The sequence below is a fragment of the Pseudomonas sp. LTR0 genome, from assembly GCF_036630035.1.
GTDB classification, from domain to species: Bacteria; Pseudomonadota; Gammaproteobacteria; order Pseudomonadales; family Pseudomonadaceae; genus Aquipseudomonas; species Aquipseudomonas putida_Y.
In genome coordinates, this window is sequence record NZ_CP123734.1 from 2,185,304 (window position 1) to 2,207,272 (window position 21,969).

A 21,969-nucleotide genomic window follows, 5' to 3' on the forward strand; every position below is an offset into this window, starting at 1 on the left:
AGGCTCTCCGGGGTTTTGTTTTTATTTAATGGATCCATTAAGGCTGCGCATGTAGTGAATGGTCAATGAGTTTTGCCCGTATTAAGTGAATTCTGTGCGATTATCGGTTTTTAGTGGATCCAATGATGGGTGTCTCCAGCGATTCGAGGGGGCGGCTACAGCAGCACGTCGTCTGACCAGAAGAGCGCCGGTGCAGAAGCAGGCCTGGCCGAACCTGCTATGCCTAAAGGGACACCCAACCCATCAAGGCCACTCGATGCTAGCCATCGAAAAACTCTACAAATCATTCCCCACCCCCCAGGGCCCGCTCCCCATATTGCAGGGGGTCGATGTGCGCCTGGCGCGGGGCAGCAGCCTGGCGCTGATGGGCGAGTCGGGAAGCGGCAAGAGTACTTTGCTGCACCTGGTGGCTGGCCTGGACCGAGCTGACAGCGGCCAGATTCTGATCGACGACGTTCCGCTCGACGGCCGTTCGGAAGCTTCCTTGGCGCAGTGGCGGCGGGAAGGGATCGGCCTGGTATTTCAGCAGTACAACCTGATCAGTAGCCTGGACGTAGGCCTGAACCTCACTTTCCAGGCTCGCCTGGCCGGGCGGCATGACCCGCATTGGGCGGCTTACCTGGCGCAGCGCCTGGGCCTGGCGGACCTGCTTGAGCGTTACCCGGAACAACTGTCTGGCGGCCAGCAGCAGCGCGTCGCCATCGGCCGTGCGCTTGCCGGGCGCCCGGCCTGGCTGTTGGCTGACGAACCGACCGGCAGCCTCGATGAAGCCAGCAGTGACGAGGTGCTGAGTTTGTTGCTGCAGTTGGTCGCCGAAGCCGGCAGCGGGGTACTGATGGTGACCCACAGCCCGCGGCTGGCGGCGCGTTTGCAGCACCGTTGCTACCTGCAGGCCGGCCGTGTGCGGCCCGAGCAGGGCTGATGAAGCTTTTGTCGCTGGCCCTGTTGGCGCTGCTCAGCCACTGGCGGCGCCATCGTGTGCAGTGCTTCAGCATCTTCACTGGCCTGTGGCTGGCCACGGCCTTGTGGACCGGTGTGCAGGCGTTGAACAGCCAGGCACGCAGCGACTATGCCCGGGCCAGCGCGGTATTGACCGGGCCGCTGCAGGCGCAACTGATCGCGCGCAATGGCGAGCGCTTCGATCAGGCGTTGTACGTGCAACTGCGCAGGCAGGGCTGGGCTGTTTCGCCGGTACTGGAAGGGCGCTTGCGCTTGCCGGGCGAGCCCGCACGCAGTGTGCGGCTGATCGGCATCGAGCCGTTGAGCCTGCCGCCTGCCAGCAGCATTGCCGGGGTGCAGGTGCAGGCATTCGACCTGCAAGCGTTCATCGGCACGCCCGGGCAAGCCTGGGTTGGGCCAGATACCTTGCGTCAGCTGGGCACAAGCCCGGGGCAGCCGCCCCGCGACAGTGAAGGGCAGTTGCTGCCGCCTTTGGTTTTGCAGCCTGCGCTGGCACCTGGGGTCATCGTGGTGGACATCGGCCACGCGCAGACGTTGCTGAACGCACCGGGGCAGTTGTCCCGTCTGCTGCTGGCCGATACGTCCAGGCCGTTGCCTGCGGATATCGCCCACTACCTTGAACTGCAGCCGCAGCAGGACGATGGCGGTTTGCAGCGCCTGACCGACAGTTTCCACCTCAACCTGACCGCGCTCGGCCTGCTGGCGTTCGTCGTCGGCTTGTTCATCGCCCACGCCGCGATCGGTCTGGCGCTGGAGCAGCGCCGTGGGCTGATCCGCAACCTGCGCGCGTGCGGCGTCAGCCTGAAGACCCTGCTGGGTGCTCTGGTGCTGGAGCTGGGCCTGTTCGCGGCATTGGGTGGGCTGGCCGGGGTGGCCAGTGGTTACGCATTGGCCGCGTGGCTGTTGCCCGACGTGGCCGCCAGCCTGCGTGGTCTGTATGGCGCCCAGGTCGCCGGCACGTTGAGCCTGCCGGCGGGGTGGTGGCTGCTGGGTGTGCTGGTGAGTGTACTCGGGGCATTGCTGGCGGGGCTGGAGAGTGTAATGCGTGCTGCCCGATTGCCTTTGCTGGCGCTGGCGCAACCCCAGGCCTGGCGAATGGCGCAGGGGCCGTGGTTGCAACGTCAGGCTCTGATAGCGGGCCTGCTGCTGTTGCTGGCCTTGGGCTGTGGTGTCTTCGGGGCTGGCTTGCTTAGCGCGTTCGGCATGCTGGCAGGGTTGCTGCTGGCGGCGGCGCTGCTGTTGCCGGCGTTGCTCGATCGGGTACTGGCCTGGCTGGCGCGTCGTTGCCACCGGCCCTTGGCGCAATGGTTCGTGGCTGACAGCCGCCAGCAGCTGCCAGCCCTGAGCCTTGCGTTGGTCGCCCTCTTGCTGGCGCTGGCTGCCAGTGTTGGCGTGGGCAGCATGACCGAGGGTTTTCGCAAGACCTTTGTCGGTTGGCTTGACCTGCGCCTCTCCGCCGACTTGTATGTCACTCCACGGGATACGGCCCAAGGCTTGCAGATAGTCGAGTGGCTCAAGCAGCAGCCCGGGGCCAGCGTGGTCCTGCCCGGCTGGCGTGCAGACATGCAGCTGCAAGGTTGGCCGGTGCAAGTGCAGGGCATTGTCGATCACCCCGCCTATCGAACGCGCTGGCCATTGCTGGAACAGCATTCGCGCGCCTGGCAGCGACTGGCCAGCGGACAAGCCGTGATGCTCAGTGAACAGTTGGCCAGGCGCCTGAACCTGCAACTGGGCGACAACCTGCAACTGCCCGTAGACACGCCAGCCTTGCCCGTGGTGGGGATCTATGCCGATTACGGCAACCCCAAGGGGCATGTACTGGTCAATGCCGGCTGGTTGCGCGCCCACTGGCCACAGGCAACCCTGGCCGGCTTGAGTGTCGACCTTAGCGCTGAACGGGTGCCGGTGCTCAAGGCCGCGCTGCAACAGCACTTTGCCCTGGATGACAGCCGGGTGGTCGAGCAGGCGCGCCTGAAACGCTGGTCGACCGACGTGTTCAACCGCACCTTTGCCGCCACCGCAGCCCTCAACAGCCTTACCCTTGGCGTGGCCGGTGTGGCGTTGTTCATCAACCTGCTGACCCTGAGCCAGGCCCGGCTGGGCCAGTTGGCGCCGCTGTGGGCGTTGGGGGTGCGGCGCATGCAACTGGTCTGGCTGAGCCTGGGGCAGACACTCATGCTAAGCAGCTTCACCGTGTTGCTGGCAATCCCGCTTGGGCTGTTGCTGGCCTGGTGCCTGGTCGCAGTGGTGAACGTGCAGGCCTTCGGCTGGCGCTTACCGCTGTATGTGTTCCCCATGCAACTGCTGCAGTTGACCGTGCTGGGCATGTTCACCAGCCTGCTGGCCTGCGCCTGGCCGCTGTGGCAACTGGCGCGCCGCCAGCCGCGCGAACTGTTGAGGCCGTTGGCCGATGAAGCTTAATGCGTGGCTGTTGCTGACCGGGTTGTTGTTGTGCGGCTGTGATCAGCCAGCACCGCAAAGCTATGCCGGGCTCGGGCAGCAGGCTGGCGAATTCAGCCAGGTGACCCGCGATCATCGTCTGGTCTTCCCGCATGACCACGGTCCCCACGACGGCTTTCGTATCGAGTGGTGGTATGTCACCGCCAACCTCAAGGACGCCCAGGGCCGAGATTGGGGCGCCCAGTGGACACTGTTCCGCTCGGCCCTGCGCCCCGGTCCGGAGACCACCGGCTGGAACAGCCCGAACCTGTGGATGGGGCATGCAGCACTGACCGGGCCGGGTGGCCATCAGGCTTCGGAAACCCTGGCGCGGGGTGGTGTCGGCCAGGCCGGCGTGCAGGCCCAGCCGTTTCGGGCATGGATCAATGACTGGGTGTTACAAGGCCAGGGCGGTATTGAACAGCTGCAGATGGCCGCAAGTGGCGACGGTTTTCGCTATGACTTGCAGTTGCACAGCGATCTTCCCTTGGTGCTGCATGGGGAGCAGGGCTACAGCGAAAAATCAGGCAAGGGCCAGGCTTCGTACTATTACAGCCAGCCGTTCTACCAGGTCCAGGGGCAGGTCCAGCGTGGCAGCCTGTGCATCGCGGTTACCGGGCAGGCCTGGCTGGACCGGGAATGGAGCAGTCAGCCGCTGGCGCCCGGGCAGACCGGCTGGGACTGGTTTTCCCTGCACCTGGACAGTGGCGCCAAGCTGATGCTGTTCCAGGTTCGGGAGACCCACGGGGAACCGTATCGCGCCGGGACCTGGGTAGGGCCACACGGGGAGGTGATGGCGCTGGACGCGGCACAGTTCCAGCTGCAGGCCCTGGCCTGGTCTGCGCAGAAAAACGGCAAGCAGGTGCCCACGCGTTGGCGGGTGCAAGTGCCGGAGCATGGCGTGGATGTGCAGGTCGATGCCGTGGAGCCGCAGGCGTGGATGCAGACACGGTTCCCGTATTGGGAAGGGCCGGTACGCTTGAACGGGAGTGCGGGCGGGCGCGGGTATCTGGAGATGACCGGGTACTAGTGCAACAACGTTCAAGCAAGACAGTTGCGCCCATGAAGATCGCACCAGCCCCTTCAATCCTTGATCAGCCCTCGCAGCACTGCCCGCGCTTCTTCAGTACGCAAGCACTCGATGAACAGTCGGCTTTCCCGCGCCACCGTGGCTTCAAGCTCCGCCCGCTGGCTGTCCTTGAGCAGCCGCTTGCTGATACGCAGTGCCGCCTGCGGGTAGCCTTGCATCTGCCGCGCCAGCGTGCGGGCAGCGTCCAGGCATTGTTCGCCGTTTTCATGCAGCTCATTGGCCAGCCCCCAGGCCAGCATCTGTTCGCCATCCAGCAATGCATTGGTCAGCAGCAAGCGTGCCGCCCGGGCCTGGCCAAGCACACGCGGCAGCAGCAGGCTGGAACCAAACTCCGGGCACACACCCAGCGGTGCGAAAGGCATGCGCAGCTTGGTCGAGCGGCTGACCAGCACCTGGTCGCAGTGCAGCAACAGGGTGGCCCCGATGCCGATCGCCGCACCACTGACCGCTGCGATCAGCGGCTTGTCCAGGCCCATGACCACCCGCATCAGGCGGAACACCGGGCTGTCCAGGTCGCTGGGCGGGTTGTCGAGGAAGTCGCGAAGGTCGTTGCCAGCGCTGAAGCAGTGCGGCCCACCGGTGATGATGATGGCATCGACAGCGGGGTCTTCACCTGCCGCCAGCAACAGGTCGCCCAGCAGCTGGTACATGGCAGTGTTCAGGGCATTGAGCTTGTCGGGGCGGTTGAAGGCCAGGGTCAGCAGGCCTTGGTCCAGCTCGCGTGTGATCAGGTCGTTCATGGCAGCCGCTTTTGTTGTTGTGAGGGGGCCCTGCCGGGCAGTGGCGCTTAGGGTTTATCACGCAGTCCGGCTTGTTGTACAGTCGTTCAGTCCAGCCCCTAACCAGAGACCCACCGATGACTCAGGAAGCCCGCTACCACCGCATGCTGCCGGAATTGCGCAAAGCCAACCTGGTCGAGGCGACCCTGGTGTGCCTCAAACGCCATGGTTTCCAGGGGGCTTCGATCCGCAAGATCTCGGCCGAGGCCGGGGTCTCGGTCGGGCTGATCAGCCACCATTACGCGGGCAAGGACGAACTGGTTGCAGAGGCTTACATGGCCGTCACCGGTAGGGTGATGGGCCTGTTGCGTGAGGCCATGGCCCAGGCCGCGCCCAATGCCCGCGAGCGGCTGTCCGCGTTCTTTCGTGCCTCGTTCTGCGCCGAGCTGCTCGACCCGCAATTGCTCGATGCCTGGCTGGCCTTCTGGGGCGCGGTGAAGACCGCCGACGCGATCAACCAGGTGCACGACCACTCCTATGGCGAGTACCGCAACGAGCTTGGCCAGCTACTGGCCAGACTGGCCGAAGAGGAGGGCTGGCAGGGCTTCGATGCCGACCTGGCGGCCATCAGCCTGAGCGCCTTGCTCGACGGCCTGTGGCTGGAGTCGGGCCTGAACCCCGGCACCTTCAGCCCCGAGCAGGGCGTGATCATCTGCGAGGCCTGGGTCGACGGCCTGCAGGCCGGTGGCCGGAGGCGCTTCAGCCTGCCCGAGGGCTGTTGATCGCCTGTTCAGTAACGAGTACGCTGCTGTCGCGAGTGTGTAGAACAACACCAATAAAAAAGAGACAACACGCAATGACGCCTCGGGTATTGATCGTCGATGACGATCCGCTTATTCGTGACTTGCTGCAGGCTTACCTGTCCCAGGAAGGCTACGACGTACACTGCGCCGACACTGCCGAAGGGGCCGAAGCCCTGCTTGCCAGCCAGGATGTCGACCTCGTGCTGCTGGACATCCGACTGCCCGGCAAGGATGGCCTCACCCTGACCCGCGAACTGCGGGTGCGCTCGGAGGTTGGCATCATCCTCGTCACCGGGCGCAATGACGACATCGACCGCATCGTTGGCCTGGAATGCGGGGCAGATGACTACGTGATCAAACCGCTCAACCCCCGCGAGCTGGTGTCCCGGGCGAAAAACCTGATCCGCCGCGTGCGCCATGCCCGCGAGGCGCACCCCACCTCGGCCTGTGCGCAATCACTGAAGCAGTTCGCCGACTGGGCACTGGACACCGACCGCCGGCGCCTGATCGACGCCCGTGGCGGGCAAACCCTGCTGACCCACGGCGAGTTCCAGTTGCTCAGCGTGTTCCTGCGCAACAGTGGCCACACTCTCAGCCGCGACCAACTGATGGACCAGATTCGCAACCGCGAGTGGGTGCCCAACGACCGCTCCATCGACGTGCTGGTCGGCCGCCTGCGGCGCAAGCTGCATGACGACCCGGCCGAACCGCAGTTGATCATCACCATTCACGGCACCGGCTACCTGTTCACCGCCAGCGTGGCAGCATGATTCCTCGCGCCTGGCGGTTGGCGCTGGCCTTGACGTTGCCCACCCTGCACGCCAGTGCCAGTGAACCGGTGCGTTACTGTGACTACCCGGTGTACCCACCCATTTCCTGGAGCGATGGCCACCAGGTGCGTGGCCTGGCCCCGACCGTGGTGCGCGAACTGTTCGCGCGCATGGGCTACGAGGTGCAAACCGTGGTGCTGGGCAACTGGAAGCGCTGCCTGATGGACGCCGCCGCCGGGCGGGTGGACGTGGTGCTGGCCTACAACAGTGACCAGCGTGACCAGCGCATGCGTTTTTCCACAGAGCCGGTGGTGCGCGAGGAAGTGGCCGTGTTCTACAACCGCAAGCGGCCGGTGCAGTTCCAGCAGCTGGAGGACCTGGCGGGTTACCGCGGCGGCCTGCTGTACGGTGAAAGCTATGGCGCCGAGTTCGATCGCTTCGTCGCCCGCCACCAGAACATCGAGCGGGTATCGTCCAGCCAGCAGAACTTCGGCAAGCTGATCCGCGGGCGCATCGACTATGTGATTCAGGAGCGGCGCACCGGGCTGCTGTTCATCGAACACCTGCCCGGGGCGCAGGATATTCGCGCATTGCCCACGGCACTGAGCGTGGACTACCTGCGGGTGGCGGTATCGCGACAGTCACCCTTGAGCCAGCGCATGGCTGAAATTGATGCGCAGTTGCAGCGGATGAACCAGGCGGGTGAGATCGCGCGTTGGCTGGAGCAAAGTGAGGTCACTTACCGCGACATGATCAACCTGCCGGCGGATGCACGATGATCCACCTGCGCACCGATGGCCTGCTGCGTCGCCTGCTGCTGTTCATCCTGCTGTTCAGCTTGTGCTTCACGGTGCTGGCCAGCGGCGTGCAGTTGTACTTCGAGTACCGTCGCGAAATGCGGGATATAGAGGCACGCATGGCGTTGATCCGTGCCGGCTACCTGGCCAGCCTGGAACGCAGCCTGTGGGACCTCGACGAGGCGCAGCTGGATGTTCAGTTGCGCGGCCTGGTGGACTTTTCCGATGTGGCGCGGGTGCGTCTGCTCAGTGATGATTTCCCGCTGTTGCGCGGTGAGCCCGACCCCCAAGGGCCGCTGCGCATCGAGCGCTTTCCCCTCGACTACCAGCCGCCCTCAGGGCCGGTCAGGCATCTGGGGGAGCTGGAAGTCAGCATCGACCTTGGTGCGGTACACCGGCGGCTTTACGCCACGGGCCTTGCCAGCCTGCTATGGATGGGCGTGTTTCTGTGCGGCCTGGCAGTGGCGTTGTCAGGGCTGTTCTACCGTCTGGTCACCCGCCACCTGCAAGTGATGGCCGAGTTCGCCCGCCGCATTGGCGCCGGCCAGTGGCAGGAGCCCTTGCGCCTTGGCCGCCGCCGCTCATCGCGCCCCGACGAAATCGACACTGTGGCCAACGCCCTGGACGATATGCGCCGCGCCATCCTCAGCGATATCGAGCGCCGTGAGCGTGACCGCCTGGAACTGCAGGACAAACGCGACGAATTGCAGGCCATGGTCGAGCGGCGTACGGCCAGCCTGGCTCGGGCCAAGGACGAGGCCGAGGCTGCCAACCTGGCCAAGTCGCGCTTCTTGGCGACCATGAGCCATGAACTGCGCACGCCGCTCAACGGTATTCTGGGCATGGCCGAACTGCTGCGCGGCGGGCGCCTGGAGGTCGCCGACCGCCAGCGTGTCGAGGCCTTGTACAAGGCCGGCGAAGGGCTGTTGGCGATTCTCAACGAAGTGCTGTATTTCGCCCGGCTCGAAGAAGGCGAGAGCCGCGCCGAACGGGTGGTGTTTTCCTTGCGTCAGTTGTGCCAGGAAGTGCTGGCGTTGCTCGAACCCATGGCCATGGAGAATGCCGACACCCTGCAACTGCAGGTCGATGAGCAACTGGCCGCGTACCAGTACGGCGCAGAGCAGTACCTGCGACAGGTGCTGAGCAATCTGCTGGCCAATGCCATCAAGTTCACTGAGCACGGCCAGGTACAGCTTACAGTGCAGGTGCTTGCCGGTAACGAATGCTCGCAGCGCTTGCGGCTGTCGGTCTGTGACAACGGTATCGGCATCGAGCCCGCCGTTCAGGCGAAGATCTTCGACCGTTTCGTCCAGGCCAGCGAAGCGGTGACGCAGCGCTATGGCGGCACTGGCCTGGGCCTGGCGATCTGCAAGCACCTGGTGGAGAAACTGGGCGGTAGCATCGGCCTTGAGAGCGTTCAAGGGCAGGGCAGCAGCTTTTGGTTCGAACTCGACATGGCTCGCGGGCAGCCTGTCTCGGCGGGTTTACCAGCCCCTTCGCCCTTGCCCAGCCTGGATATCCTGGTGGTCGAAGACGTTGCGCTGAACCGTGAGGTTGCCGGTGGCCTGCTGATGCGCGACGGTCACCGGGTAAGCTTTGCCGAAGACGCCGGGCAAGCCCTGCAGGCATGCGCGCAGCGGCGCTTCGACCTGGTTCTGCTGGACGTGCACTTGCCGGGCATGAGCGGGGTGGCGTTGTGCCGACAGTTGCGTACCTCGCCTGGGCCGAACCGCCACAGTCGGATCCTGGCGCTGACGGCCGGTGTGCAACCGGGCCAGGTAGCGGGTTATCTGGACGCTGGCATGCAGGGCGTACTGGCCAAGCCTTTGCGGCTGGACAACCTGCGCAGGGCGTTGGCTGACGTAGCGCCCGCTGAAGTGGCCAGCGCTGGCGCAGACATGGACTGGTCATTGCTCGACACCCACCGTTCACTGCTGGGGGAGCAGAAGTTGCAAGGCCTGCTGAAGGTCCTGCGCCAGTCACTGCAGCAGCACGCCACGGCGCTGGCCGAGGCGCTGCCAGCCCAGGACTTCACCGAAGTGCTGCACCTGGCCCACCGCCTTGCTGGCAGTTGCGATTCCCTGGGGTTTAGCGGGCTGGCTACGGTGTTGCGTGGTCTGGAGGAGGCGGCCCGGCAGCATGACCTACAGGCCATGCAAGCCCTCGGCAAGCCGCTGACCACCCAGCTAGGTCAGGCCAGTGCCACGCTGGAACAGTTGATCCAGAGGTGACGTACAAAAAACTTACGACTTTTTACATCTTCGATCCGTTCGTACAACGGCGCCTTACATCCGTTTCCAATAATCCATGGCAACCGTGTTGCACGCGGTCCATGAGGCTTATTGGAGACAAGAATAATGACATGCCGTAGCGCTCATCCCCTCATTCGAACCCTCCCACGCACCGGCCGCAAAGGCGAGGTGTGCCATGACTGACAGCGTTGAAAAGATCCAGCTCACCCGCGCCCTGAAAAGCCGACACATCTTCATGCTGTCGCTGGGTGGGGTTATTGGCACCGGCCTGTTCATGGGCTCGGGCGTAACCATCAATCAGGGGGGGCCGGTGGGCGCGATCCTGGCTTACCTGGTCGCGGGCTTGCTGATGTACCTGGTGATGGTCTGCCTGGGTGAGCTGTCGGTGCAGATGCCGGTGTCCGGTTCGTTCCAGGCCCACGCCACCAAGTACATTGGCCCGGCCACCGGCTTCATGATCGGCTGGGTGTACTGGATGAGCTGGGCCACCACCGTAGGCCTGGAGTTCACCGCTGCCGGCATGTTGATGACCCGCTGGTTCCCGGAGGTGCCGATCTGGTACTGGTCGGCACTGTTCGTGGTGGTGCTGTTCGGCCTCAACGCCCTGGCCACGCGTGCCTTTGGCGAGGCCGAGTACTGGTTCTCGGGCATCAAGGTGGCAACTATCCTCGGCTTCATCGTCATTGGCCTGCTGGTGATCTTCGGTGCCATCCCTCTGAGCAGTGGGGCACCCGCACCGATGCTGAACAATCTGGTGGGCGAGTCGCTGTTCCCCCACGGCCTGTCGGCAGTGTTCGCGGTGATGATGACCGTGGTCTATGCCTTCCAGGGCTGCGAAATCATGGGGGTGGCTGCCGGTGAGACCGAGCACCCGGAAAAGAGCATCCCGCGGGCGGTGCGCAACGTGGTGTTCCGCGTGCTGATCTTCTATGTGCTGGCGATTGCCGTGCTGTCGGCCATTGTGCCGCACGAGCAGGCCGGGCTGATGGAAAGCCCGTTCGTGCAGGTGTTCGACATGGTCGGCATCCCTTACGCCGCCGACTTGATGAACTTCGTCATCCTCACGGCCATCCTCTCGGTGGGTAACTCCGGGTTGTATGCTTCCACGCGTATCCTCTGGGCCATGTCCAAGACTGGCATGGCACCGAAAAGCCTGTCGCCGCTGAGCAAGCGTGGCGTGCCGCTGCGGGCGCTGAGCATCACCCTGTGCTTTGCGCTGATCTCGCTGATGACCAGCTTCGTTGCGGCTGACACGCTGTTCATGGTGCTGATGGCGGTGAGCGGTATGTCCGGCACCGTGACCTGGATCGTCATCGCCCTGGCGCAGTACCGCTTCCGCAAGGCCTGGCTGCGCGACGGCGGGCAAGTGCAGGACCTGAAGTACAAGGCGCCGCTGTACCCACTGGTGCCGCTGCTGTGCATCACCCTGTGCAGTTCGCTGTTCGTGTTCCTGGCGCTGGATGAAACCCAGCGGCCGTCACTGTACTGGGGATTTGGCTTCATTGCCCTGTGCTATGCGGCGTACTTCTTCGTCAACCGCCGCCGGCAGGGGGCCTTCGAGCCCAGCGCACCAAGGGTTTGATGCCGTAGCTCGTCGGCGGCAGGTGTTGGTCGCTGCATTTTCAGTACCTGTGAGGTCTTGCGCCGCCTGTGCGGCGCGCGATCTCACAGGCCATAAAGCCGTCATGACGAACACCCTTGTGTAACGCCAAACACCGAGTTGTGCGAAGTTGTAACAGCCCATCCCGCCTTGCTGAACACTCGTTTAGTATCTCTCTCGTCAAGCCCTCCAAAACCATCACAACAACACCGAGGCCCCCATGACTACCCCGTCGTCGCCACTGTTGAGCAAGGTCGAAGCTGGCGTTGCCTGGATCACCCTCAACCGCCCCGAGCAGCGCAACGCGCTGGACATTCCCACCCTCAAGCAACTGCACGCCTTGCTCGACAGCCATGCCAGCGACCCCACCGTTCGCGTGGTGGTGCTGACCGGCAGCGGCCGCAGCTTCTGCGCTGGCGCCGACCTGGCCGAATGGGCAGCCGCCGAAGCGGCGGGCACCCTGGAGAGCTACGGCTGGACCGAAACTGCCCATGCCCTGATGTTGCGCCTGCACAGCCTCGACAAACCCACCATCGCCGCCATCAACGGCACCGCTGTGGGTGGTGGCATGGACCTCAGCCTGTGCTGCGACCTGCGCATCGCCGCCGCCTCGGCGCGCTTCAAGGCCGGCTACACCAGCATGGGCTACAGCCCCGATGCTGGCGCCAGCTGGCACCTGCCACGGCTGATCGGTAGCGAGCAGGCCAAGCGTCTGCTGTTCCTCGACGAGTTGTGGGGCGCCGATCGCGCCCTGGCCGCCGGGTTGGTCAGCGAAGTCTGTGCCGACGAGCAGTTGCCTGCCGTCGTCGCCGAGCTGGCCGGGCGCCTGGCCAACGGCCCGACCTTCGCCTATGCGCAAACCAAGCGGCTGATACGCGACGGTGCCCGGCGCACGCTGGCTGAACAGCTGGAAGCCGAGCGCCACGCCGGCCTGTTGTGTGGCCGCAGCCAGGATGGCGCCGAGGCCCTGCAAGCCTCGGTGGAACGTCGCGCCCCCCGTTTTACCGGCCAGTAATCCGATACCCGACCCTCATCAGGACCTTCGCAGATGAATTTCCAACTGACCCAAGAACAAGAAATGTTGGTGGAAGCGGTACGCAGCTTTGTTGCCAAAGAGCTGCTGCCCCATGAGGAAGCAGTGGACTGCGCCGACGCCGTGTCACCCGAGCTGGCAGCGCAGATCCGTGGCAAGGCCATCGCTGCCGGGTTCTATGCCTTCAACATGCCCGAGGAAGTGGGAGGGGGCGGCCTGGACTACCTGTCCCAGGCGCTGATCGAACGTGAGCTGTCCAAGGTGTCCTGGGCGCTGCATGTCTTCGTTGCGCGGCCGTCGAAAATCCTCATGGCCTGCAAGGACGAGCAGATCAACGACTACCTGTTGCCGTGTGTACAGGGCGAGAAGATCGACTGCTTCGCCCTCACCGAACCGGGCGCCGGCTCTGATGCCAACGCCATCAAGACCCGCGCCGTGCGCCAGGGCGATGACTTTGTCATCAACGGTAGCAAGCACTTCATCAGCCACGCGGGCCACGCCGATTTCGCCATTGTCTTCGCTGTCACCGACACCTACGAGCACAACGGGCGCAAGCGCAATGCGGTCACCGCCTTGCTGGTCGACCGGGGTACGCCGGGCATGACCATCCGCCGTGGTCCCAAGTGCGTGAGCAACCGTGGTTATCACACCTACGAGCTGTTCTTCGACGACTGCCGGGTGCCGGCCAGCAAGGTGCTGGGCGAAGTCGGCAAGGGCTGGGAAGTGGCCAACGCCTGGCTTACCGCCGGCCGGGTGATGGTCGCCGCCAACTGCGTGGGCCAGGCCCAGCGCGCCCTCGACCTGTCACTGCAATGGGCCGCCGACCGCAAGCAGTTCGGCCAGGCCATCGGCAGCTATCAGGGGGTGTCGTTCAAGCTGGCCGACATGGCCACGCAGATCCGCGCGGCCGAGATGCTCACCCTGCACACCGCCTGGAAGATGGACCAGGGCAACATGACCGACGGTGAGGCCGGCATGGCCAAGCTGTTTGCCAGCGAAGTGCTGGGTAAGGTCGCCGACGAAGCGGTGCAGATCTTCGGTGGCATGGGCCTGATGGATGAAGGGCCGGTTGAGCGCATCTGGCGCAACGCGCGTATCGAGCGCATCTGGGAGGGCACCTCGGAAATCCAGCGGCATATCATCGCCCGCGAACTGCTGCGCCCGCTGCTGCGCTGAGCGCCAGGAGAACACCCATGTCGCAATCGATTCGTGACAACCTCAAGCGCCTGCTGGCGCCCCGGCACCTGGCTTTTATCGGCGGGCGCAGCATGGCGCGGGCGCTCAAGCGATGCGCCGAAGGTGGCTTTGCCGGTGAGCTGTGGCTGGTCAACCCGCAGCATGAAAGCCTCGAAGGCATCCCCTGCGTGGCACGGGTGGCCGACTTGCCCTACGCCCCGGACGCAGTATTCATCGCCACCAACCGTGAGCTGACCCTGCAGTGTGTTGCCGAGCTGGCTGCTCGCGGGGCCGGCGGCGCCATCTGCTATGCCTCTGGCTTTGCCGAAAGCGGGGAGGAGGGCTACCAGTTGCAGCAACGCCTGCTCGACGTCGCCGGCAACATGGCCTTGCTCGGCCCCAACTGCTATGGCTTGCTCGACTATCTGCACGGTGCCGCCCTGTGGCCGGTGGCGCATGGTGGCCAGCAGGTGGAGAAGGGGGTGGCGATCCTCACGCAAAGTGGCAACTTCGCCTATAACCTGTCCATGAGCGACCGCTCCCTGCCGGTGGCCTACATGGCCTCGGTCGGCAACCAGGCGCAACTGGGTGTGGCCGAGCTGATGGATGTACTGCTCGACGACCCACGGGTAACCGCCATCGGCCTGCACCTGGAGGGCCTGAAGAACGTGCCGGGCTTCGCCCGCGCCGCGTGCAAGGCCTTGCAGCAGGGCACGCCGATCATTGCATTGAAGACGGGCGTTTCGCAGATCGGCGCTGAACTGGCGCTCAGCCACACCAGCTCGTTGTCTGGCTCCGATGCGTTGTACGACAGCCTGTTCCAGCGCCTGGGGGTGATCCGCGTCAGCGGCCCGGTGAGCTTTGTCGAAACGCTCAAGGCCGCAGCTTGCGGACGCTTGCCGGCAGATGGCGAGCTGGTTGCGCTGGCCTGCTCAGGCGGCGATGCCGGGCTGATTGCCGACTATGCCGAACGCAACCAGTTGCAACTGCCGAAGCTCGAGCAAGGGCAGGTGGCGGCACTGGCGGAGGTGTTGCCGCGCTATGCCAACCTGGTCAACCCACTGGACTTCACCACTGCCATCTGGGGCGATGAGGCCGCCCTGCAACGCATGCTCGACAGCACCCTGAGCGGCGCCGCGGGCGCGGCGATGCTGGTGCTGGACTACCCGGCGGCGTTCACTGGCGAGCGCAAGGAATGCGACCTGCTGCTGGGGTTGTACTGCGATGCCGTTGAACGCCACGGCAAGATCGGCTTCGTCACTTCGGCTTTCCCGGAACTGTTGCCTGCCAGTGCGCGTGAGCGCCTGCATGCACGGGGCATCGCTGCCCTGCAGGGCGTGGAAGACGGACTGGCGGCCTGGGGCCGTATCGTCGCTTACCAAAGGAGCCGCCAGCGGTTGCTGGACCAGGGCGAGGCTGCGCGGGTACCGCTGTGCCCCCAGGCCCTCACGGGCGAAAGCCGACTGTTGGACGAATGGCAATCCAAGCAGGCCCTGCGCGCCTTCGGCCTGCCCGTGCCTGCGGGCGTGCTGAGTACACCCGAATGCGCCGTGGCAGACGCCGCCCGCGTGGGTTACCCGCTGGTACTGAAGGCTGTCAGCGCGCAGCTGCCGCACAAGACCGAAGCTGGCGCCGTGGCGTTGAACCTGCGCGATGCCCGCGCCCTGCAAGCTGCACTGGTGCAGATGCGCCAGCGCATCGCTGCCTACGCCCCGCACGTCGCGTTCGACCAGGTACTGCTCGAGCCCATGGCCGAGCCGCCCTTGGCCGAGCTCATAGTGGGCATCAAGCGTGAACACGACTTTGCCCTGGCCCTGGTGATCGGTGCCGGCGGCGTGCTGGTCGAACTGCTCAAGGACAGTGTCAGCCTGTTGCTGCCCACTACCGACAGCGCCATCCGGGCGGCGCTGCTTAGCCTGCGCAGTGCCGGCCTGCTGCAAGGCTTCCGTGGCCGTCCGGCCGCCAACCTCGATGCCTTGGTCTCGGCCATCCGCGCAGTCGCCGATTACGCCTGCGAAAACGCCGGGCAGTTGCTGGAGCTGGATGTGAACCCATTGATGGTCGGTGCCAATGGCACCACCGCGGTCGACGCGCTGATCCGCCTCGGCCAGGCGCAAGGAGAACGACATGAATGACCTTACCCTGACTGCCGGCCAGGCGCTGGTGCGGTTGTTGGCCAACTACGGCGTGGAGACCGTGTTCGGCATCCCCGGGGTACACACTCTTGAGCTGTACCGTGGCCTGCCGGGCAGCGGCATTCGCCATGTGTTGACCCGCCACGAGCAGGGCGCCGGCTTCATGGCCGATGGCTATGCGCGGGTCAGTGGCAAGCCGGGGGTGTGCTTCGTCATTACCGGCCCCGGCGTGACCAACGTCGCCACCCCCATCGGCCAAGCCTATGCCGACTCGGTGCCGATGCTGGTGATTTCCAGCGTCAACCACACCGCCAGCCTGGGCAAGGGCTGGGGCTGCCTGCATGAAACCCAGGACCAGCGCGCGATGACTGCGCCCATCACTGCGTTTTCTGCGGTGGCCCTGCGGGGCGACGACTTGCCCGAGCTGATCGCGCGTGCCTGGGCAGTGTTCGATAGCGAACGACCGCGCCCGGTGCATATTTCGGTGCCCCTGGACGTGCTGGCGGCATCGGTCAGCCGGGACTGGAGTGATGAGGTGGTACGCCGGCCGGGGCGTGGCCAGCCGTGCCGCGAAACCCTCGAACAGGCTGCCCTGAAGCTCGCCGCCGCCAAGCGGCCAATGATCATTGCCGGTGGGGGCGCGTTGCACGCGGCTGAACAGTTGCAGCAACTCAGTGCACGGCTGGCGGCGCCTCTGTTCACCAGCGTGGCCGGCAAGGGCTTGCTGCCGCCAGACGCGCCACTCAATGCCGGCGCCAGCCTGTGCGTCGAACCCGGCTGGCAGTTGATCAGCCAGGCTGATGTGGTGCTTGCCGTAGGCACCGAAATGGCCGACACCGACTTCTGGCGCGAGCGCCTGCCGATCCGCGGCGAGCTGCTGCGCGTCGACATCGACCCGCGCAAGTTCAACGATTTCTACCCCTGTGCCATTGCCCTGCAGGGCGATGCCCGGCAAACCGTGGACGGTTTGCTCGAACACCTGCCCGCACTTCAGCGTGACCCGGCTCAGTCCAGTGAGGCGGTGGCCAACCTGCGCCAGGCCATCCGCAGTGGGCATGCCCCGTTGCAGGCCACGCACCAGGCCATTCTGGACCGTATCGCCGCCGTACTGCCCGACGATGCCTTCATCAGTAGCGACATGACCCAGCTGGCCTATACCGGCAACTACGCCTTCGCCAGCCGGGCACCACGTAGCTGGCTACACCCCACCGGCTACGGCACCCTCGGCTACGGCCTGCCGGCCGGCATTGGTGGCATGTTCGCCAGCGACCACCGCCCCGGCCTGGTACTGGTGGGTGATGGCGGCTTCCTGTACACCGCGCAGGAACTGGCCACTGCCGTCGAGGAGCTGCACCGGCCGCTGGTGGTACTGCTTTGGAACAATGACGCCCTCGGCCAGATCCGCGACGATATGCTCGGCCTGGATATCGAGCCGGTCGGCGTGCTACCGCGCAACCCGGATTTCATCGGCCTGGCCCGCGCCTTCGGTTGCACAACGCACCAGCCACGCGACCTGGACGCGTTGCAGGCCGACCTGGCCAGCGGCTTCGCCACACCCGGCGTGACGTTCATCGAACTCAAACACACCTGCGTCTGTTAAGGCGCGCACAACGACAAGAACACGAGTAACCACCATGCCCTTTCGCCGTACCCTTCTGGCTGCATCCCTGGTACTTCTGATCACCGGCCAGGCCCCCCTGTATGCGGCACCCCCGTTGTCGATGGACAACGGCACCAACGCCCTGACCGTGCAAAACAGCAACGCCTGGGTCGAGGTCAGTGCCAGCGCCCTGCAACACAACATCCGCACCCTGCAGGCTGAATTGGCTGGCAAGTCCAGGCTGTGCGCCGTGCTCAAGGCCGATGCCTATGGCCATGGTATCGGTCTGGTGATGCCGTCGATCATCGCCCAGGGCGTGCCCTGCGTAGCGGTGGCCAGCAACGAGGAGGCCCGGGTGGTCCGCGCCAGCGGCTTCACCGGGCAACTGGTGCGGGTCCGTGCGGCCAGCCTGAGCGAGCTGGAAGATGCCTTGCAGTACGACATGGAAGAGCTGGTGGGCAGCGCTGAGTTCGCCCGCCAGGCCGATGCCATCGCCGCGCGCCATGGCAAGACCCTGCGCATCCATCTGGCGTTCAACTCCAGCGGCATGAGCCGTAACGGGGTGGAAATGGCCACCTGGTCCGGCCGCGGTGAAGCGCTGCAGATCACCGACCAGAAGCACCTCGAACTGGTTGCGCTGATGACCCACTTCGCCGTGGAAGACAAGGACGATGTACGCAAGGGCCTGGCGGCATTCAACGAGCAGACCGACTGGTTGATCAAGCACGCCAGGCTAGACCGCAGCAAGCTCACCCTGCACGCCGCCAACTCGTTCGCTACGCTGGAAGTGCCGGAAGCGCGCCTGGACATGGTACGAACGGGGGGCGCGCTGTTCGGCGACACCGTGCCGGGGCGTACCGAGTACAAACGTGCAATGCAGTTCAAATCGCGCGTGGCGGCGGTGCACAGCTATCCGGCCGGCAACACCGTGGGCTATGACCGCACCTTCACCCTGGCCCGTGATTCGCGCCTGGCCAACATTACGGTCGGGTACTCCGACGGCTACCGCCGGGTATTCACCAACAAGGGCCATGTGCTGATCAACGGCCACCGTGTGCCGGTCGTGGGCAAGGTGTCGATGAACACGTTGATGGTCGATGTCACGGACTTCCCTGATGTGAAGGGGGGTAACGAAGTGGTGCTGTTCGGCAAGCAGGCCGGGGGCGAAATCACCCAGGCCGAGATGGAAGAAATCAACGGCGCGTTGCTCGCCGATTTGTACACCGTATGGGGCAGTTCCAACCCGAAGATGCTCGTCGACTGAAATTGCCATTGAAAGGAGATTGCCATGCGCTACGCCAAGCTCACCCAACGCATCGCCGGCGACGGGGCCGCGGCCTGGGACATCCACTACCGCGCCCTGGCGCTGCAGGCCGAGGGTAAGGACATCCTGCTGCTGTCGGTGGGTGACCCGGACTTCGACACGCCCGCGCCTATCGTCGAGGCGGCCATCGACAGCCTGCGCGCTGGCCATACCCATTACGCCGATGTACGCGGCAAGCTGGCGCTGCGCCAGGCCATCGCCAACCGTCACCGGCAACGCAGCGGCCAGGCGGTGAGCGCCGACCAGGTGACGGTGCTGGCGGGTGCCCAGTGCGCGTTGTTCTGCGTGGCCCAGTGCATACTCGACCCAGGCGACGAGGTGATCGTTGCCGAACCGATGTATGTCACTTACGAGGCCGTGTTCGGTGCCTGCGGCGCCAAGGTGGTGCCGGTACCGGTCAAGCCCGAGAATGGCTTTCGCGTGTGCCCGCGTGACGTCGCCGAGTGCATTACCCCGCGCACCCGCGCCCTGGCCCTGAACAGCCCGCACAACCCTTCAGGGGCGAGCCTGCCGCGTGCCACCTGGGAAGCGCTGGCCGAACTGTGCGTTGCCCATGATCTGTGGCTGATCTCTGACGAGGTCTACAGCGAGCTGCTGTATGAAGGCGAGCATGTCAGCCCCGGCAGCCTGCCGGGTATGGCCGAGCGCACCGCAACGCTGAACAGCCTGTCGAAATCGCATGCCATGACCGGCTGGCGCATGGGGTGGGTGGTTGGTTCGACAGCGCTGGCCACGCATCTGGAAAACCTCGCCCTGTGCATGCTCTACGGTTTGCCGGACTTCATCCAGGATGCCGCCATGGTGGCGCTGGAGCACCCGTTGCCCGAACTGGACGCCATGCGCGAAGCCTACCGCCAGCGGCGCGACCTGGTGTGCGAGCAGTTGGCCGGCTGCCCGGGCCTGAAGGCGTTGAAGCCTGATGGTGGCATGTTCGTGATGGTCGACATCCGTGAAACCGGCGTTAGCGCCCAGGCCTTCGCCGACTACCTGTTGGACAGCCAGGGCGTGTCGGTGCTCGCCGGCGAGGCATTCGGCCCTAGCGCTGCCGGGCATATTCGCCTGGGCCTGGTGCTGAGCAACGAGGCGCTGGTCGATGCCTGCCAGCGCATTGCCCGCTGCGCCGGCGAACTGATGCACGGGCAGAATGATGCGTGAGCACACTGTCCAGCGTACGCGCCGCCTGGGTCTGGAGGAAGGCGCGTGCTGCTGAACCACTGCGGCAAGATAACCTGTTTTGTGTGAGGAGAATGCTTGTGAATGTACTGATCGTCCATGCTCACCCCGAGCCGCAATCGTTCACGGCTGCCCTGCGTGATCAGGCGGTGGAAACCTTTCGCGCCCAAGGCCATCAGGTGCAGGTCAGCGACTTGTACTCGATGGGCTGGAACCCGGTGGCCAGTGCCGATGACTTTACCCAGCGCGAGAACCCCGAGTACCTCGTGTATGCGCTGGAGCAGCGTCAGGGCGTCAAGCGCGGTGCCCTTGCCGCAGACATCCAGCAGGAGCTGGACAAACTGTTGTGGGCCGATTTGCTGGTGTTGAACTTCCCGATTTTCTGGTTCTCGGCACCGGCCATGCTCAAGGGCTGGATCGACCGGGTGCTGGTGTCGGGGGTGTGCTATGGCGGCAAGCGCTTCTACGACCAGGGCGGGTTGGCCGGCAAGAGGGCGCTGGTGACCGTGACCCTGGGCGGGCGCGAGCACATGTTTGGCGACGGCGCGATTCACGGGCCGCTGGAAGACATGCTGCGGCCGATTCTGCGTGGCACGCTGGCCTATGTCGGGTTCGAGGTGCTGCCGCCGTTCGTGGCGTGGCATGTGCCGTACATCAGTGCTGATGCGCGGCAGGACTTTCTGCAGCAATACCGGCAGCGTCTGGAGCAGCTCTCGGACGACCAACCTCTGGTGTTCCCGCGCCTGGCACAGTTCGATGAAGCGTTGTACCCCCTCAGCTGACACCCCACGCTGCTCTCAAGGCTGGCGGTAAGCCTGCAGAAGGTTGCCCAGCCTTTGGAGCCCTCGCTAAGTCAACGCATTAGCGGTTGTTCCCTGAGAGCAGCACTAAATACGGCTACCCACACATTCGGGGTATGTCACCCTTGGGCGAATCCACCGATAGTGAACTCATCGGCTCGATCCGGAGCACTCACACGATGGAGTTGCCATGCGCAAGGTACTGAAGGTGATGGGCGGTCTGCTGCTGGCGTCTGGCGCCAGCCTGGCCCAGGCGGCAGAGGTGGACAGCGGTAACACGTTACGGTTGTACAACTGGACCGACTACATCGGCGAAACCACCCTGGCCGACTTCGAGAAGGCCACCGGCATCAAGGTCATCTACGACACCTTTGATGGCTACGAAACGGTACAGACCAAACTGCTCACCGGCCGTTCCGGCTACGATCTGGTCATGCTCAATGCCGCGCTGGTACCCCCGCTGATCAGCGCCGGCGTGTTCCAGGCACTGGACAAGCAGCAACTGCCTAGCTGGCAAAACCTCGATCAGCAGGTGGTCAACAACCTGCAGGGCTACGACCCTGGCCTGAAGTACTCGGCGCCCTATACCTGGGGCAGCTCGGGGGTAACCTACAACGTCGACAAGATCACCGCGCGCATGCCCGACGCGCCGATCGGTTCGCTGGCCATGCTGTTCGACCCCAAGATCGTCTCGCGCTTCGCCGACTGCGGCGTCACCCTGATGGACGCGCCCACCGAGGTCATTCCGCTGGCCCTGCAGTACCTGGGCAAGGACCCACGCAGCGCGTCGCCTGCCGACCTCAAGGCGGCCGAGCAACTGCTGCTGGGCATCCGCCCCTACATTCGCAAGTTCGATTCGGTGAATTACCTCACCAGCCTGCCCAACGGCGATGTCTGCCTGGCGCTGACCTGGTCCGGTGACTATGCCACCGCCCAGGCCCGCGCGGTGGAAGCGAAGAAGGACATCAAACTGTCGTTCTTCATCCCCCAGGAAGGTTCGCTGATCTGGTTCGACAACCTGTACATCCCCAAGGATGCGCCGCACGCGGCCAACGCGCACCGCTTCATCGAGTTATTGTTGCAGCCGCAGACCATGGCCAAGGTCACCAACTACATCCACTACGCCAACAGCAACGCTGCCGCTACCGCGCTGGTGCGTGATGACATTCGCCAGGACCCGGCCATCTACCCCGACGCACCCACCCGCGAACGGCTGTTCGCACAGAAAACCCAGAGCCCGAAGGACATGCGCGCCATCACCCGGGTCTGGAGCACGGTCAAGACCGGTTTCTGAACAC

17 protein-coding genes are annotated in these 21,969 nt (G+C 64.7%); 16 read left to right on the forward strand and 1 reads right to left on the reverse strand.

Annotated elements, in window-relative coordinates:
* Window positions 1-256 precede the first annotated feature (256 nt).
* The 3 genes from QCL51_RS10075 to QCL51_RS10085 are packed head-to-tail and all read left to right on the forward strand — an operon-like array spanning window position 257 to window position 4,429.
* Window positions 257-922: an ABC transporter ATP-binding protein gene (locus QCL51_RS10075; RefSeq protein ID WP_103462348.1), complete on the forward strand. Its 666-nt coding sequence runs from the start codon at window positions 257-259 to the stop codon at window positions 920-922.
* Window positions 922-3,381: an FtsX-like permease family protein gene (locus tag QCL51_RS10080; protein ID WP_325950731.1), complete on the forward strand. Its 2,460-nt coding sequence runs from the start codon at window positions 922-924 to the stop codon at window positions 3,379-3,381. Before QCL51_RS10075 ends, QCL51_RS10080 begins: the two co-directional genes overlap by 1 nt.
* Window positions 3,371-4,429: a lipocalin-like domain-containing protein gene (locus tag QCL51_RS10085; RefSeq protein WP_319298106.1), complete on the forward strand. Its 1,059-nt coding sequence runs from the start codon at window positions 3,371-3,373 to the stop codon at window positions 4,427-4,429. Before QCL51_RS10080 ends, QCL51_RS10085 begins: the two co-directional genes overlap by 11 nt.
* A gap of 53 nt (window positions 4,430-4,482) precedes the next feature.
* On the opposite strand, the gene QCL51_RS10090 is transcribed toward QCL51_RS10085, so the two are convergent.
* On the reverse strand, window positions 4,483-5,229 hold the full coding sequence (locus QCL51_RS10090; protein ID WP_325950732.1) for an enoyl-CoA hydratase-related protein: 747 nt from the start codon (window positions 5,227-5,229) through the stop codon (window positions 4,483-4,485).
* Window positions 5,230-5,345: 116 nt separating this feature from the next.
* Between QCL51_RS10090 and QCL51_RS10095 the strand changes: the two genes are divergently transcribed.
* The 13 genes from QCL51_RS10095 to QCL51_RS10155 all read left to right on the forward strand — a co-directional run bounded on the left by QCL51_RS10095 (window position 5,346) and on the right by QCL51_RS10155 (window position 21,965).
* Window positions 5,346-5,990: a TetR family transcriptional regulator C-terminal domain-containing protein gene (locus QCL51_RS10095; RefSeq protein WP_014756232.1), complete on the forward strand. Its 645-nt coding sequence runs from the start codon at window positions 5,346-5,348 to the stop codon at window positions 5,988-5,990.
* 74 nt (window positions 5,991-6,064) lie between these two features.
* A complete protein-coding gene (locus QCL51_RS10100; RefSeq protein WP_103444245.1) occupies window positions 6,065-6,781 on the forward strand; it encodes a response regulator in 717 nt (238 codons plus the stop codon).
* Window positions 6,778-7,560 carry a transporter substrate-binding domain-containing protein gene (locus tag QCL51_RS10105; protein ID WP_279934839.1) on the forward strand — a complete coding sequence of 261 codons (783 nt, stop codon included), beginning with the start codon at window positions 6,778-6,780 and terminating at the stop codon, window positions 7,558-7,560. Before QCL51_RS10100 ends, QCL51_RS10105 begins: the two co-directional genes overlap by 4 nt.
* Entirely contained in the window at window positions 7,557-9,809 is a 2,253-nt protein-coding gene (locus QCL51_RS10110; protein ID WP_021782067.1) for a hybrid sensor histidine kinase/response regulator, read from the forward strand. Before QCL51_RS10105 ends, QCL51_RS10110 begins: the two co-directional genes overlap by 4 nt.
* 196 nt (window positions 9,810-10,005) lie before the next feature.
* The gene (locus QCL51_RS10115; RefSeq protein WP_021782066.1) at window positions 10,006-11,412 is read left to right on the forward strand and encodes an amino acid permease; all 1,407 of its coding nucleotides are present in this window, start codon (window positions 10,006-10,008) and stop codon (window positions 11,410-11,412) included.
* A gap of 238 nt (window positions 11,413-11,650) precedes the next feature.
* Window positions 11,651-12,445 (forward strand): enoyl-CoA hydratase-related protein, encoded by a 795-nt coding sequence (locus tag QCL51_RS10120; RefSeq protein WP_330509205.1) that lies wholly within the window; start codon window positions 11,651-11,653, stop codon window positions 12,443-12,445.
* Window positions 12,446-12,478: 33 nt separating this feature from the next.
* Entirely contained in the window at window positions 12,479-13,639 is a 1,161-nt protein-coding gene (locus QCL51_RS10125; protein ID WP_330509207.1) for an acyl-CoA dehydrogenase family protein, read from the forward strand.
* A 17-nt stretch (window positions 13,640-13,656) separates the two neighbouring features.
* Complete coding sequence (locus QCL51_RS10130; protein ID WP_330509209.1) at window positions 13,657-15,774, forward strand: acetate--CoA ligase family protein; 2,118 nt, start codon at window positions 13,657-13,659, stop codon at window positions 15,772-15,774.
* Window positions 15,767-17,374, forward strand: a complete 1,608-nt coding sequence (locus QCL51_RS10135; RefSeq protein ID WP_103444249.1) for a 5-guanidino-2-oxopentanoate decarboxylase — start codon at window positions 15,767-15,769, stop codon at window positions 17,372-17,374. The genes QCL51_RS10130 and QCL51_RS10135 overlap by 8 nt, the downstream gene beginning before the upstream one ends.
* 34 nt (window positions 17,375-17,408) lie before the next feature.
* Complete coding sequence (alr, locus tag QCL51_RS10140) at window positions 17,409-18,638, forward strand: alanine racemase (protein WP_103469781.1); 1,230 nt, start codon at window positions 17,409-17,411, stop codon at window positions 18,636-18,638.
* 24 nt (window positions 18,639-18,662) lie between these two features.
* A complete protein-coding gene (locus tag QCL51_RS10145) occupies window positions 18,663-19,853 on the forward strand; it encodes a pyridoxal phosphate-dependent aminotransferase (RefSeq protein ID WP_021782060.1) in 1,191 nt (396 codons plus the stop codon).
* A 98-nt stretch (window positions 19,854-19,951) separates the two neighbouring features.
* A complete protein-coding gene (locus tag QCL51_RS10150) occupies window positions 19,952-20,653 on the forward strand; it encodes an NAD(P)H-dependent oxidoreductase (protein ID WP_103462358.1) in 702 nt (233 codons plus the stop codon).
* 208 nt (window positions 20,654-20,861) lie between these two features.
* The gene (locus tag QCL51_RS10155; protein WP_338444809.1) at window positions 20,862-21,965 is read left to right on the forward strand and encodes a polyamine ABC transporter substrate-binding protein; all 1,104 of its coding nucleotides are present in this window, start codon (window positions 20,862-20,864) and stop codon (window positions 21,963-21,965) included.
* The last annotated feature ends 4 nt before the right edge of the window (window positions 21,966-21,969 follow it).

Excerpts from the sequence above, each read along its gene's own strand:
- QCL51_RS10075 (WP_103462348.1), top strand. The coding sequence starts at position 257 with ATGCTAGCCATCGAAAAACTCTACAAATCATTCCCCACCCCCCAGGGC.
- QCL51_RS10080 (WP_325950731.1), top strand. The coding sequence starts at position 922 with ATGAAGCTTTTGTCGCTGGCCCTGTTGGCGCTGCTCAGCCACTGGCGG.
- QCL51_RS10085 (WP_319298106.1), top strand. The coding sequence starts at position 3,371 with ATGAAGCTTAATGCGTGGCTGTTGCTGACCGGGTTGTTGTTGTGCGGC.
- QCL51_RS10090 (WP_325950732.1), bottom strand. The coding sequence starts at position 5,229 with ATGAACGACCTGATCACACGCGAGCTGGACCAAGGCCTGCTGACCCTG.
- QCL51_RS10095 (WP_014756232.1), top strand. The coding sequence starts at position 5,346 with ATGACTCAGGAAGCCCGCTACCACCGCATGCTGCCGGAATTGCGCAAA.
- QCL51_RS10100 (WP_103444245.1), top strand. The coding sequence starts at position 6,065 with ATGACGCCTCGGGTATTGATCGTCGATGACGATCCGCTTATTCGTGAC.
- QCL51_RS10105 (WP_279934839.1), top strand. The coding sequence starts at position 6,778 with ATGATTCCTCGCGCCTGGCGGTTGGCGCTGGCCTTGACGTTGCCCACC.
- QCL51_RS10110 (WP_021782067.1), top strand. The coding sequence starts at position 7,557 with ATGATCCACCTGCGCACCGATGGCCTGCTGCGTCGCCTGCTGCTGTTC.
- QCL51_RS10115 (WP_021782066.1), top strand. The coding sequence starts at position 10,006 with ATGACTGACAGCGTTGAAAAGATCCAGCTCACCCGCGCCCTGAAAAGC.
- QCL51_RS10120 (WP_330509205.1), top strand. The coding sequence starts at position 11,651 with ATGACTACCCCGTCGTCGCCACTGTTGAGCAAGGTCGAAGCTGGCGTT.
- QCL51_RS10125 (WP_330509207.1), top strand. The coding sequence starts at position 12,479 with ATGAATTTCCAACTGACCCAAGAACAAGAAATGTTGGTGGAAGCGGTA.
- QCL51_RS10130 (WP_330509209.1), top strand. The coding sequence starts at position 13,657 with ATGTCGCAATCGATTCGTGACAACCTCAAGCGCCTGCTGGCGCCCCGG.
- QCL51_RS10135 (WP_103444249.1), top strand. The coding sequence starts at position 15,767 with ATGAATGACCTTACCCTGACTGCCGGCCAGGCGCTGGTGCGGTTGTTG.
- alr (WP_103469781.1), top strand. The coding sequence starts at position 17,409 with ATGCCCTTTCGCCGTACCCTTCTGGCTGCATCCCTGGTACTTCTGATC.
- QCL51_RS10145 (WP_021782060.1), top strand. The coding sequence starts at position 18,663 with ATGCGCTACGCCAAGCTCACCCAACGCATCGCCGGCGACGGGGCCGCG.
- QCL51_RS10155 (WP_338444809.1), top strand. The coding sequence starts at position 20,862 with ATGCGCAAGGTACTGAAGGTGATGGGCGGTCTGCTGCTGGCGTCTGGC.